Consider the following 12769-nt stretch of genomic DNA (forward strand, 5'->3'; position numbering starts at 1 on the left):
TCCTTCTTACTAGGTATTATATAATGAAACCTTTGACATCGTATTGACATCATAATTTAATAGTCTCAGGTCGGATAAATGATATAATAAATTTAGGGTCACAGTAGTAAAGATATATTTTTGTGTATAATTTTAATAAGTATTATTTATTCTAAATGTAGCACAAAGTGTAAGGGTGATGTGAATGATAAATGATAAAATTGATTTGAAATCATTAGATCTGATCTTCAATCGTATGGTAAAAACGATAGATGAATCAAAAAATGACATCTTTACGATTAGTGAGCAAAGTCGACGAACTTTTGATGAAATGAAATTAGAATTAGAGGAAGTTCGTTATAAAATAGAGAATTTAATATCTGAAAACGATGTATTAGAAGCTAAATCTAGACTTTCGAGACGACGACTAGCTGAAGTATCCAAGAATTTCAAGATATTTTCAGAAGAAGAAATTCACAAAGTTTATGACCAAGCAAACCAAATACAAATTCGCTACTCTATTCTCCAAGCTGAAGAAAAGCAACTGAGAGAAAAAAGAGACGATTTAGAAAGACGCATGAAAAGCTTACTTGATACAATTGAAAGAGCTGATCATTTAGTCAATCAAGTGAATGTAGTTCTAAATTATCTAACTTTTGACCTTAAGCATATTGGCCCAGCACTTGAGAATGCTAAGATGAAAGAAGATTACACAATCAAAATTATCGAAGCAACAGAAGAGGAAAGAAAGCGAATCTCAAGAGAAATACATGATGGCCCAGCACAAATGTTAGCCAATGTATTATTGAGAACTGATTTAATCAATCGTACTTATAAAGAAAGAGGCATTGAAGAAGCGCTTCAGGGAATATTAGAGTTAAAAGATATGGTTCGCGATGCTTTACATGAGGTCAGAAGAATTATCTATGATTTGAGGCCTATGGCTTTAGACGACCTAGGTATTGTACCGACTTTAAAGAAATATTTAAAAACTGTTGAAGAATATAAACAAAATAGCAATGTACATTTTAATTCGATTGGTGAGCCTATTCGCATAGGTACAAATTACGAAGTAGCAATCTTTAGATTGGTTCAAGAATGTGTTAACAACGCTATTAAACACGGTAAATCCCATGATGTATGGGTGAAATTTGAGTGGCTTAAAGAACACGTCAATATTACTATTAAGGATAATGGTTCAGGATTCGATACTGATATTGTCAAAAGAAATTCGTTTGGTATTATAGGAATGCGTGAAAGAGTCGAACTGCTTAACGGAGAGATGAAGCTATCTTCAGTTAAAAACGAAGGCACCCACATTACTTTTATAATCCCTATTGGACAACAAAAAAACTATAAAAAAACGAACTAATTTAGGAGGAAATTTTCATGACGAAAATTGTTATTGTAGATGATCACCAACTATTCCGTGAAGGAGTCAAAAGAATTTTAGATTTCGAAGATTCTTTTGATGTGGTAGCAGAAGGTGATGACGGTCAAGATGTTATCCGTCTTTATAATGAATATCAACCAGATGTAGTATTAATGGATATTAATATGCCACAAAAAAATGGTGTGGAAGCTACTGCTGAACTTTTAGAAAAATACCCTGATGCAAAAGTAATTATCCTTTCAATCCATGATGATGAATCTTATGTTTCACATGCATTGAAATCTGGCGCACTAGGCTATATGCTAAAAGAAATGGATGCAGATGAAATCGTAGAAGCTATTAAAATCGTGGCTGCTGGTGGTTCATACCTACATCCGAAAGTAACAAAAAATTTAGTTGCTGAATACCGTCGCCTAAGTGAACGTGAAAATAAAGGCTCATTCCACCAAACAGAAATTCGTCGTCCATTCCACTTACTTACAAAGCGTGAATGTGAAGTACTTCAACTACTAACAGATGGTCAAAGTAACCGAGCTATCGGTGAAACGCTATTCATTTCCGAAAAAACCGTTAAAAACCATGTATCAAGCATTCTTCAAAAAATGAATGTAAACGACCGTACACAAGCAGTTGTAACAGCTATTAAAAATGGTTGGGTAGAAGTTCGATAATTTTATTTATATCTTGATAAGGCTAGAGTAACTGGAATTATAACCGTTGCTCTAGCTTTTTTACTTTTTATACAGTGGGTAACTACTGTGAATGTTTAAGTTTGTTCATCAAATTCAAAAACTCAACATTTTTTGTCATATCTCTGTCGTTTTTCCACTTTGAATGACATTCTAATACATTCTGGATTATACTAATTGAGAACGCTCAGAAAAAAGTATCCCAAAATATACATAGAAACTTATTTCTTTCTATAACGTCTAAAAAATGAATAGATATTATGAATTATAATAATTATGGGTATTCTAGTTCCAAAGAGAATGTAGGAGGGTATTGAATGATTTTCAAAAAAATAGCACTAATTGGAGTATGTGCCTTTATGCTTGCAGCTTGTGGAAACAACGACGATAGTGCTAAAGATAACAACTCTGGCTCTACAAAAGATACTGATTATTCATCACAAAATAATTCCATCAATCATGGAATCACAGATACAAAAGAAGATTCAACAACAAATAAAAGCGAAGAACAAACGAATTCTGATTCATCTAGCACTGAAAAAAATGATCAAGCAACAACTGGGACTACTACAACCGATGATGAAAAAGTTGGTTTCGAATTAAACTCGGATGGTAAAGTAGACGAAGCAAAATCAGTCCCAGCTGATGAAAAGAAAGCAATCTTAGCAGTTTTTGACGAATATATTGAGTCCTTTAATGATAAGGACATTAATCGTTATGCGAAAACATTATCAGAAAATCCAAAAGGCTTTAACTATGATGAAGAAATTGATTATACTAAACAAGCATTTAAGGATTACGATGTAAAACGAACTGCCAAAAATGTAACATTGAAAAAATATAAAGAAAATTATGCTGAAGTTTTTGCGAATATAAAAACAACAGTGAAGCAGGACGATCAAACATTTACTCAACCTTTAAACCAAGTAACAGTGATGGCTAAGGAAAATGGAAAATGGGGTATTTCGGCAGTGTATGTAATGGGCACAAAAGAATAAGTGATTACTCATGGAATGTAGAGGTTTCTCCTTTGCATTCCATTTTTGTATCTATAATATATATTTATACAATGAAAATATGTTTTACATATTTGACTTATAGAACAAAATCAGTAACACTTAGAATCTAGGGATATTTTTCATTTAACATTCATAGCGATATATTATAAAATGTAAAACTAGGTAGGAGAGTGGATGACTAATGACAACAGCAATTGTAACAGATAGCACAGCCTATTTGTCCCAAGCTGAACAAGAAAAATATAATATTCACGTAGTACCGCTTAGTGTGATTTTTGATCAAGAAACATTTGCAGAAGGCGTTGATATAGACGTTGCTACTTTTTATGATAAAGTTCGAGAAGTAAAAGAACTTCCAAAGACTTCGCAACCACCTATAGGCGAATTTGTCTCTTTGTTTGAAAAACTAGCAAATGACTATGACGAAGTAGTAACAATTCACTTATCTAGTGGTATTAGTGGTACATATCAAGGAGCTATTCGAGCAGGAGAATTGGTTGAAGGCCTTGATGTATACGGATTTGATAGTGAAATTGCTTGTGGCCCACAAGGCTTTTACGCTATTGAAGCAGCAAAAATGGCACAACAAGGTGCTTCAGCTAAAGACATCATGGCAAAGTTAAAAGAGATGAAACAATCTATGCGCGGGTACTTTATGGTGGATGATCTATCACATTTGCAACGCGGAGGAAGACTTTCAGCCGCATCTGCATTAATCGGAGGATTACTACAAGTTAAACCAATCCTGCATTTCAAAGACAAAGTGATTGTTCCTTTTGAAAAAATTCGTACACGCAAAAAAGCATTACGTCGAGTAGAAGATCTACTTGGCGAAGATGTTGCCGTTCATCCCGACATCGAAGCAGTCGTGATCCACGCCAATTGCGAAGCAGAAGGACAAGCATGGTTTGACACACTACAAGCAAAATACCCATCCGTCCATTTCAAACAAAGTTACTTTGGTCCAGTAATCGGCACCCACTTAGGTGAAGGCTCACTTGGACTTGGATGGTATAGAAAATAAAGTACACAAAAAGTCGAAATTGCATGACGCAATTTCGGCTTTTTGTTTTTAGAGGGGGGATTACAAGTCTAAATACTTTCATCTTTATAAAGCATTTTAGTACTAGAAGAGGTTGAAGCTGATGAGTTGTGCAAAAGGAAGCTTGAGTTGTGCAAAAGGAGCTGAGTTGTGCAAAAGGAGTTGTGAGTTGTGCAAAAGGAGTCATGGGTTGTGCAAAAGGAAGCCTGAGTTGTGCAAAAGGAGTCATGAGTTGTGCAAAAGGAGCTGAGTTGTGCAAAAGGAGTTGTGAGTTGTGCAAAAAGGAGTCCCGAGTTGCGCTAAAGCTCCAGCGCCAAAATAAACAATTCCACAAATTATGGCAAACAATCTACAAATTCTACCCCCATCCATAATGTAAAAATAAATAACCCTCTCCCTCTTGAAATCCCCAAAAAATCCTTATAAAATATACCCAATCCAACCCCAGAATTGGAGGAAACTATTGCGTTTTAAAATCAACAAAGCAAAACCAGCCCAAAAACTATGTTCCCCAAACAACCTTATAAATGCTCATCTACGTGATTTTTTAATAGGCCGACTATGGATTCGAGAGCATACGCCTTTTCAACAAAAAACAATAGAACAACATATTCAAATGGGACATATACAGACAATCCCCGGAGTACAACCAATCTCAACGACAAATAAACTATTCTCAAAAAATAATTGGAGATGTAATCGATGCAGAAACGAAGATCCTGAGTTTTTCGCATCTTTTAATTGTGCTAAATGCCAACAAGTCTGTGTTTACTGTCGACATTGTATTAATATGGGACGAGTAAGTAGTTGTACAGAATTAATAAAATGGATCGGGCCACCACGGAAAATTCAATTACCTTATGAAGCAAGAACAAATCTTTCACATCTATTTCAATGGAGTGGAACTTTCACACCTCAACAAAAAAGGGCTTCAGAAGAACTTGTTGATAGTGTTAAGAAGAACCAATCCCATTTGGTACATGCAGTTTGTGGAGCAGGTAAAACGGAGATTCTGTTTCCTGCTATTGCAGAATGCCTGATGCAAAACAAGCGTGTTTGTGTTGCAACACCGAGAACTGACGTAGTACTTGAATTGGCACCACGAATTCAAAAAGTATTTCCGAATACTTTTGTACAAGCACTTTACGGAGGAGCAACAGTTGAACATCGTTATTCTCCCCTAATAATTGCAACAACACATCAACTATACCGTTTTGAAGAGGCATTTGATGTGGTTATAGTCGATGAAGCTGATGCTTTCCCTTATACATTCGATGAAACATTACAGCAAGCGGTCCAAAAAGCAAAGAAACCCGATTCGCCTATTTTATTTGTTACAGCGACGCCTTCAGATGAACTTAAAGATAAGGTGAAAAAGTTGAAAGGTGGTTATTCCTTTATACCAAGAAGATATCATACGCATCCACTCCCAGTACCGCGCTTTGACACACTCTTTAACTATCAAAAGCAAATTGCGAAAGGGAAAATACCGAGGAAACTGCTAGAATGGACAACCACTAGATTGAAGAATGATGAACCTTTTCTCATATTTTTTCCAACGATTGAATTAATGGAAAAGGCCGTACCACTTTTTCAAAAATTACATCTGAAAATTGAAGCTGTACATGCAGAAGATTCTAATCGTAAAGAAAAGGTACTTGCATTGCGCAAGAAAAGCGTGCCGGGATTGCTTACAACAACCATTTTAGAAAGAGGGATTACCATTCCGAAGGTACAGGTTGCTGTTGTAGGAGCGGAAAGTGGTATTTTTACCTCGAGTGCCCTGATCCAGATTGGTGGGCGAGTTGGGAGGTCTGCTGATGATCCTACTGGTGACTTGGTATTTTTCCACCATGGAATTACACTCGAAATGGATGGTGCGCGGAAGGAAATTATAAGTCTTAACAAAATGGAGGTGTTATCGTAATGTCCGTTAAACTCCCTCCAAAAACGGTAAACCATTGCTATTTATGTGCTGCGCCATTACATCACAAAGTCACCTGGCGTAAACTACTAACACCCACAAAAGAACCAGTTATTTGCGATAAATGTCACCAAAGATTTGAACGCGTCACGCCCGAACAGCAAAAATACAAAGATGTCACTGCGTTATATCACTATAATGAGCCAATGAAAGATTTCCTACATCAATATAAGTTTCTAAAAGATGTCGTACTATCTGAAGTGTTCCGTGAAGAAATTCATCAACATCTAAAAGATGAACAAACTATTATAGTCCCAATACCAATGCATCCAGAAAAACAAAAAGAAAGAACGTTTGCGCATATTGATGAACTATTAAATGCAGCCGGTATTCCATTTACACATTTACTTGAAAAAATATCACCTATCACCCAATCGAGTAAAACAAAAATAGAAAGAGAACAATCAGATCAGCTATTCAGACTAAAAGTCCATGAAGCAATCAAACCTACACACTATATCCTTGTGGATGATATTGTCACAACTGGCACTACGCTACAGCATGCAAAATCATTATTAATAGAAGCAGGCGCAGAAAAAGTCACAGCACTTACACTAATTCAAGGATAAGCAAATGGCTTTTTATCAAACGAATCTAGCATCATTTACTCAAGTACCCAAAACTCTAATAATTTGTTATGATGTATTCGTAATCAATCTTCAGAATAAAATATTCAAAAACAATGTCGACAATATAAATAGATACAGTTAGATCTACAATAGGAGGAACAGCTATGGGGGAATTACGAGATTGTCCAAAATGTGGAGATTTTTTTAATTACACTGGAGTTAGAGAGATTTGTCCTAAGTGTGCGATGTCAGAGGAAAAATTGTATGAAGAAGTATATCGTTTTTTACGTAAAAGAGAAAATCGTGCTGCTACAGTCGATCGAATTGTAGAGGCTACTGGTGTAGAAAGAGAACTTTTGTATAAATGGGTTAAGAAAAATCGTTTGCAACCAGCATTGTTCCCGAATTTAGGATATCCATGTGATAACTGTGGGCGCTTAACATCAAAAGGAAAGCTTTGTGATAATTGCGCTAATGAGTTAAAATCAGATTTAAATAAATTCGAAGCAGGGCGAGAATTCCGAAGAAGTATTGAAGAAAATGCGCGTGCTACATATTTAGCGGAGCGGAAAAAAAAGTAAAATTAAAAAGTAAGAGCTAACGAAAGGAAATTATTTTGTTGGCTCTTTTATATTAGAGTAAAATTATTCCACTTACAAAAATCTATGCTCCTTCATAAAAATATGTCTACCTTCACAAGTAAATCCTAATGCTTTATAATCACTCTTTAAATAATGGAGGAAAATAGAACTATAACTATTTTAAAATGATAGGTTGTCTTTCGCTATTTATGTAAAAGTACTTAATTTCAAGTAAACTTAACCGAAATAACATGTAGACAATGAAAATTGAGAGGGGGCTCTTTAAAATGAAAATCTATAATTACGGTGTGAATAAGGTTAACCCTTACCAAAATCAATCTGTAAAAGCAGAGCATGTTAAGAAAAGTACATTTAATGTGACAGATCAATTAGAAATTTCTTCAGCTGCTAAGGATTTGCAAGGTATTAAAAGTTACGCTGATGAGCGAGCAGAACGCGTTCAACAACTAAAAGAGAAGATGCAAACTGGTAATTATCAAGTAGATGCAAAACAACTTGCATCTGATATGCTGAAATATTATCGCAAATAAAAAGGAGTTTTGAGGAATGTCCATTGACCCATTATTAATTATTTTGGATAAACTTGAAAAAATGCATAAGAGTCTTCTCAAACTGGCTTATCACAAAACCGAATTGATTAAAGTTGGGGATATGGAAGGACTCGATCAGATGTTGAAAAGTGAGCAATCGCACGTAGCTGCCATTTCACAACTCGAGCAACAACGCCAGAAAGTGGTAACGGACTACCTAGGAGCAAAGGGGATTGCTCTCTCTGGTCAAGCTACTGTTGCTGATGTAATGGGAGCAGCTGATACGCCCCAAGAAAAAGACAAACTGGACGAAGTAAGAAAAAGGCTATTACTGACGATTAAAACTTTAAAAAAACAAAACGATTTAAATCAAAAACTAATTTTCCAATCGCTTCAATTCGTGAACATGACATTGGATTTGCTTAGACCACAACCTGAACAGATTAATTACTCTAAAACAGAGGTGCGTGGCAGTAACATGGCAAAAGTGCATTTTGATTCACAAGCTTAACACCTCCAGTTTAGAGGTGTTTTTTTCTGAAACAAATATGGAATTGTTAACATTTGTCGATAGTTCCTTCAAAAAAAACAATTACATCCGATTAAAAGTATATATGAAAAACGAAATAAAACCGCTCTCAGCAGCTAAATATAGGAGGTAAAAGAATGAGCTCCACATTTATGGGACTAGAAACGAGCAAGCGTGGTCTTACTACGCAACAAACGGCATTGTATACAGTTGGTCACAATATAGCAAATGCAAATACAGACGGCTATTCTCGTCAACGCGTTAATATGGAAGCAACCATGGGCTTCCCAGGTGTTGGTATGAACGCACCGAAAGTACCTGGCTATCTTGGTACAGGTGTTCAAGCCGGCTCTATTACACGTATTCGTGATCAATTTATCGATAACCAATATCGTCAAGAAACAACAAAACTAGGCTACTGGTCATCAAAATCAGATGCTGTATCCCAAATGGAAGACGTCCTATCAGAACCTTCCGAATATGGTCTAAATAAAGCATTCGACAATTTCTATGCATCTTTACAAGATTTAAGTGCAAAACCAGATAGTGCAGCCACTCGTGCAGTAGTAGCACAACGAGGCGAACACTTAGCAGATTCCTTCAACTACATAAGCACACAACTAACACAAATCCAAACGAATCTAAAAAATGAAATTAGTGCGGAGTCTGGTAAAGTAAACTCAATCATCGAACAAATAGCTGCATTAAACCAACAAATCGGTAACGTCGAACCCAATGGTTATTTACCAAATGATTTGTACGATGCACGTGATTCACTATTAGACCAACTTTCTGAATACTTTAACGTAACAGTAGACTACACAAAATCAGGCGGTAACTCACTAGATATTGCAGAAGGGTCTATGAATGTATATATCAAACTTGATGATGGTTCAAAAGTTCAAGTAGTAAACAAAGATAAAGGTGCTACACTAACTGCAAATGGATATAATCCAGATGTAGTAGATGCTACAACGAAAGAAGTTAAGTCTTATAAACACAGTGCATTTGACGGTTCTGATAATTATTCAGCGTTTACGGATTTCACTATTAATATGGGTGGCGCTACTTCTACTATTTCATATGACCAATTTGATAATGTTGGATCAGGTAAAATGGCTTCTTTGATCAATTCTTATGGTTATGCGACGCAAACGACGGATACATGGGATACAAATGGATGGAAAGCTTCAGTTGCAGGAGGAAAAGTACTATCAGACGGCTTATATCCAGATAAATTGGGAGAGTTAAATCAATTAGCACAAAAATTTGCTGAGGAATTTAATAAGCTACATACAGCCGGGTTTCCATTAGCTGAAGGGACAACGGGTGCAGCTAAAATAGTCAATTTCTTTGTTGATAGTGACGGAAATGGTACGGCCGGTAATAACAGAATCACTGCTGCAAACATCAAAGTAAATAATAAAATCATATCTGATAACAACTTAATCGCTGCCTCAACAGGTCAAGGCGAAGAAGGTAATGGTAAACAAGCTATATTACTTTCAAACTTAAAAACAACAACCATTGCTGGTTTAAATAATGCATCAGCACAAACGTATTATGAAGGATTAATCGGTGATTTAGGTGTACAAGGTCAACAAGCAACAACAATGGAATACAACTCAACAACCATTCAGTTAACCATTAGTAACAATCGTGCATCCGTTAGCTCTGTATCATTGGATGAAGAAATGACGAATATGATCACATTCCAACAAGCATATAACGCTTCAGCTCGAATGATCACTGTAGTAGATGAAACGCTCGATAAAATCATCAACGGCATGGGCCGTGTAGGGTTATAGGAGGTAAATTTCAATGCGTGTAACACAATCAATGCTTTCTAATAATATGCTTCGCAATCTAAATACAAGTAATAGTAAAATGGGCAAATTACAAGAACAACTCTCATCAGGCTCAAAACTAACTCGTCCATCTGATGATCCAGTTGCTTCTGTAAAAGGCATGGGGTATCGAACAACCCTTGTGAAAAATGCTCAATATACTCGTAATATGAATGAAGTAAATAGCTGGTTAGATGCATCAGATGAATCACTCGGTCAAGTAGGAAGTGCATTGCAACGTGTACAAGAACTTGTAACACAAGCAGCAAACAGTACTAACACAACAGATGATCGCGAAAAAATGAAAAAGGAAATTGAACAAATCCGCGAACAAATCAAAGATATTGCAAACTCTAAAATCGGCGATAACTATATTTTTAGTGGAACGAAGACGACTTCACCCCTTTATGATAAAAGTGGATTTATCGGTGGAACAGTAGAAGGTACAACAACAATTGCTACTCCACCAGGTACAACAACAACTGGTGCAATTGCATTTCCTGTTACTAATTTAGATATCAATACCGGAAAAGCAACAGATGCTAATGGAAACGATGTACAGTTTGCTACTGGAACAGATGCAACGGGGAATAAAATACTATTGGCTAACGCTAATACTGGTGCAAGTCAATTTACAATAGATGACAATGGTTATCCAGTAATCCAAGCTCAATCTGGTTTTAGCTCTAATGTTTCGATTGAACTTTATAGTGGCATTACATTAGATGTCAATTCAGAAGGATATGAGTTATTCCAAAAAATTGACAACATGATGGCAAAAGTAGAAAGTAAATTGCAATCTGGTGATGATGTGAAAGAATTAGTCGGTGATTTGCTAGGTGGTACAGGATCTACTAAAGATAAATCAGGCACAACGATTCAAGGGGCAATCGATCTTGTTCTAGAAGCTCGTGCAACAGTCGGGGCAAAACAAAACCGAGCTGAAATGATGGCAGATCGATTAAGTTCTCAAAAAATCAGTGTCACAAAACAAATGTCTGATAACGAAGATGTCGATTATGAAGAATCTATCACAAACCTAATTACTGAAGAATCCATCCACCGTGCAGCTCTTTCAGTAGGCGGACGAATTATTCAACCAACATTAGTAGATTTCATCAATTAATGAATAGTTTGGAGGGCTCTCATATTTATAGGGAGCCTTTTTCATAAGGATGTGACAATTATGAAACTAGATCAAATTCAAATTCATACAACAGATGCAAAAGTAGACTTGCATATCAGTGACCCTGTACAACATATCGAACAACCAAGAGCACAACAGCATATCGAACAACCAGCGGCAACACTTGAAATCCATTCAGAAGCTGCCAAGCTTTTTGTCGATTCCTCACAAGCATACCGTGATTTAGGACTACTGACACCAAAAGAATCATCAGAGCAATATGCACAAAAAGGGAAACAAAAGGTGATGGAAGGCATCGCTCGCCGTGCAAGCGAAGGTGACCAGATGATGAACATATCCAAAAACTCTGGAAATGCTATTCAACAAATAGCTGCAAGTAAAGCAATTCCTTCCCCACCTCAAATGGCCATTACATGGAAACCTTCTGTTGGAGCAGTTAAAATACATTATCAAGCAGGTAGTTTAGATATCAATATTCAACAACATAAGCCGAAGATTGATGTTCAATTAGGAAAGGTTGTTCATGACTATACGCCAGGTGATGTTACTGGTGATTTAGTACAAAGACCTTCAGTAGAAACAACAGTGATCAAAGCGAAATAATAATGGTGTATGCTAATCAAGCGTACACTTCTTTTTTATGTCACAAAATAAGAAAACGTATCGCTATTATTAATCATGAACATGATAAAATAATTTGAGCAAGAAAAAACGAAAAGAGGGAAAAACATGAAAATCGATACAAAATTTTTAGGGCAAATAGAAGTGGTGCAAGAACAACTATATTCTTTTGAAGAAGGCATCCCGGGCTTTCTAGAAGAAAAACAATTCGCATTAATCCCATTCGGTAAAAACACACCATTTATGATTTTACAATCAACATCAAATGTACAAATTGGCTTTGTTCTAGCATTCCCATATACATTTAAAGCAGATTATACATTCGAAATATCAAAACAAGATGTAGAAGCACTAAATATTGAAAAACAAGAAGATATTATTACATACGCAATTGTTACCTTAAAAGACACATTACCAAACTCAACAGTCAATTTACTAGCTCCAATCATTATCAACACAAAAACTCGACAAGGACGACAAATCGTGTTAAATGAAAATAAGCAAGAACTATTGCACTATCCTTTGAAACCAGTTAAGGAAGGTGTGAAATAATGCTTGTTCTAACACGAAAAACGGGCGAATCAATCATGATTGGTGATGAGATTGAACTGAAGATCATTTCTGTTGAAGGTGATCAAGTTAAGATAGGAATCGATGCACCTCGTTCAGTGAAAGTGTATCGTTCAGAAATCTATAAATCGATTCAAGAGGAGAATAAAGCTGCTTTGGATTCTTCTATTGATTTGTTAAAAGAGTGGGGAATAGATTAAGAAAGAGGCTATCTTAGGTGGATAGTCCTTTTTTATTGTTCAATTTTT

The 12769-nt window shown here is 35.9% G+C and carries 14 protein-coding genes; all 14 read left to right on the top strand.

Going from position 1 to position 12769, the window contains the following annotated elements:
- Positions 1-184: 184 nt before the first annotated feature.
- The 14 genes from CW357_RS03205 (at position 185) to csrA (ending at position 12721) form a co-directional block, all read left to right on the top strand.
- Complete coding sequence (locus CW357_RS03205; protein ID WP_119415608.1) at positions 185-1351, top strand: sensor histidine kinase; 1167 nt, start codon at positions 185-187, stop codon at positions 1349-1351.
- 17 nt (positions 1352-1368) lie between these two features.
- Positions 1369-2043 (top strand): response regulator transcription factor, encoded by a 675-nt coding sequence (locus tag CW357_RS03210; protein WP_119415609.1) that lies wholly within the window; start codon positions 1369-1371, stop codon positions 2041-2043.
- A 335-nt stretch (positions 2044-2378) separates the two neighbouring features.
- The gene (locus tag CW357_RS03215) at positions 2379-3059 is read left to right on the top strand and encodes a nuclear transport factor 2 family protein (protein ID WP_124217313.1); all 681 of its coding nucleotides are present in this window, start codon (positions 2379-2381) and stop codon (positions 3057-3059) included.
- Positions 3060-3261: 202 nt separating this feature from the next.
- Positions 3262-4104, top strand: a complete 843-nt coding sequence (locus CW357_RS03220) for a DegV family protein (protein WP_124217314.1) — start codon at positions 3262-3264, stop codon at positions 4102-4104.
- A gap of 541 nt (positions 4105-4645) precedes the next feature.
- Positions 4646-6049: an ATP-dependent helicase ComFA gene (locus tag CW357_RS03225; protein WP_241155041.1), complete on the top strand. Its 1404-nt coding sequence runs from the start codon at positions 4646-4648 to the stop codon at positions 6047-6049.
- Positions 6049-6675, top strand: a complete 627-nt coding sequence (locus CW357_RS03230) for a ComF family protein (protein ID WP_124217315.1) — start codon at positions 6049-6051, stop codon at positions 6673-6675. Before CW357_RS03225 ends, CW357_RS03230 begins: the two co-directional genes overlap by 1 nt.
- Before the next feature lie 164 nt (positions 6676-6839).
- Positions 6840-7256, top strand: coding sequence for a TIGR03826 family flagellar region protein (locus tag CW357_RS03235; RefSeq protein WP_124217316.1), 417 nt, complete (start codon positions 6840-6842; stop codon positions 7254-7256).
- 287 nt (positions 7257-7543) lie between these two features.
- Positions 7544-7807, top strand: coding sequence for a flagellar biosynthesis anti-sigma factor FlgM (gene flgM / locus CW357_RS03240; protein WP_124217317.1), 264 nt, complete (start codon positions 7544-7546; stop codon positions 7805-7807).
- Between the two features lie 16 nt (positions 7808-7823).
- The gene (locus CW357_RS03245) at positions 7824-8318 is read left to right on the top strand and encodes a flagellar protein FlgN (RefSeq protein WP_124217318.1); all 495 of its coding nucleotides are present in this window, start codon (positions 7824-7826) and stop codon (positions 8316-8318) included.
- A 155-nt stretch (positions 8319-8473) separates the two neighbouring features.
- Positions 8474-10144: a flagellar hook-associated protein FlgK gene (flgK, locus tag CW357_RS03250; protein ID WP_124217319.1), complete on the top strand. Its 1671-nt coding sequence runs from the start codon at positions 8474-8476 to the stop codon at positions 10142-10144.
- 13 nt (positions 10145-10157) lie between these two features.
- Positions 10158-11309 (top strand): flagellar hook-associated protein FlgL, encoded by a 1152-nt coding sequence (gene flgL / locus CW357_RS03255; RefSeq protein WP_124217320.1) that lies wholly within the window; start codon positions 10158-10160, stop codon positions 11307-11309.
- A gap of 60 nt (positions 11310-11369) precedes the next feature.
- Positions 11370-11933 (top strand): DUF6470 family protein, encoded by a 564-nt coding sequence (locus CW357_RS03260; protein WP_124217321.1) that lies wholly within the window; start codon positions 11370-11372, stop codon positions 11931-11933.
- Positions 11934-12059: 126 nt separating this feature from the next.
- Positions 12060-12503, top strand: coding sequence for a flagellar assembly protein FliW (gene fliW, locus CW357_RS03265; RefSeq protein ID WP_124217322.1), 444 nt, complete (start codon positions 12060-12062; stop codon positions 12501-12503).
- Positions 12503-12721 (top strand): carbon storage regulator CsrA, encoded by a 219-nt coding sequence (gene csrA / locus CW357_RS03270; protein WP_119415620.1) that lies wholly within the window; start codon positions 12503-12505, stop codon positions 12719-12721. Before fliW ends, csrA begins: the two co-directional genes overlap by 1 nt.
- Positions 12722-12769: the final 48 nt, after the last annotated feature.

Origin of the sequence: Rummeliibacillus sp. TYF005, assembly GCF_003844195.1 — a bacterium.
Taxonomy (GTDB): domain Bacteria; phylum Bacillota; class Bacilli; order Bacillales_A; family Planococcaceae; genus Rummeliibacillus.

Bases quoted from the DNA above. Each gene is read 5' to 3' on its own strand.
- CW357_RS03245 (WP_124217318.1), top strand. From the start codon at position 7,824: ATGTCCATTGACCCATTATTAATTATTTTGGATAAACTTGAAAAAATG.
- csrA (WP_119415620.1), top strand. From the start codon at position 12,503: ATGCTTGTTCTAACACGAAAAACGGGCGAATCAATCATGATTGGTGAT.
- flgL (WP_124217320.1), top strand. From the start codon at position 10,158: ATGCGTGTAACACAATCAATGCTTTCTAATAATATGCTTCGCAATCTA.
- CW357_RS03230 (WP_124217315.1), top strand. From the start codon at position 6,049: ATGTCCGTTAAACTCCCTCCAAAAACGGTAAACCATTGCTATTTATGT.
- fliW (WP_124217322.1), top strand. From the start codon at position 12,060: ATGAAAATCGATACAAAATTTTTAGGGCAAATAGAAGTGGTGCAAGAA.
- flgM (WP_124217317.1), top strand. From the start codon at position 7,544: ATGAAAATCTATAATTACGGTGTGAATAAGGTTAACCCTTACCAAAAT.
- CW357_RS03210 (WP_119415609.1), top strand. From the start codon at position 1,369: ATGACGAAAATTGTTATTGTAGATGATCACCAACTATTCCGTGAAGGA.
- CW357_RS03205 (WP_119415608.1), top strand. From the start codon at position 185: ATGATAAATGATAAAATTGATTTGAAATCATTAGATCTGATCTTCAAT.
- CW357_RS03220 (WP_124217314.1), top strand. From the start codon at position 3,262: ATGACAACAGCAATTGTAACAGATAGCACAGCCTATTTGTCCCAAGCT.
- CW357_RS03235 (WP_124217316.1), top strand. From the start codon at position 6,840: ATGGGGGAATTACGAGATTGTCCAAAATGTGGAGATTTTTTTAATTAC.
- CW357_RS03215 (WP_124217313.1), top strand. From the start codon at position 2,379: ATGATTTTCAAAAAAATAGCACTAATTGGAGTATGTGCCTTTATGCTT.
- CW357_RS03260 (WP_124217321.1), top strand. From the start codon at position 11,370: ATGAAACTAGATCAAATTCAAATTCATACAACAGATGCAAAAGTAGAC.
- flgK (WP_124217319.1), top strand. From the start codon at position 8,474: ATGAGCTCCACATTTATGGGACTAGAAACGAGCAAGCGTGGTCTTACT.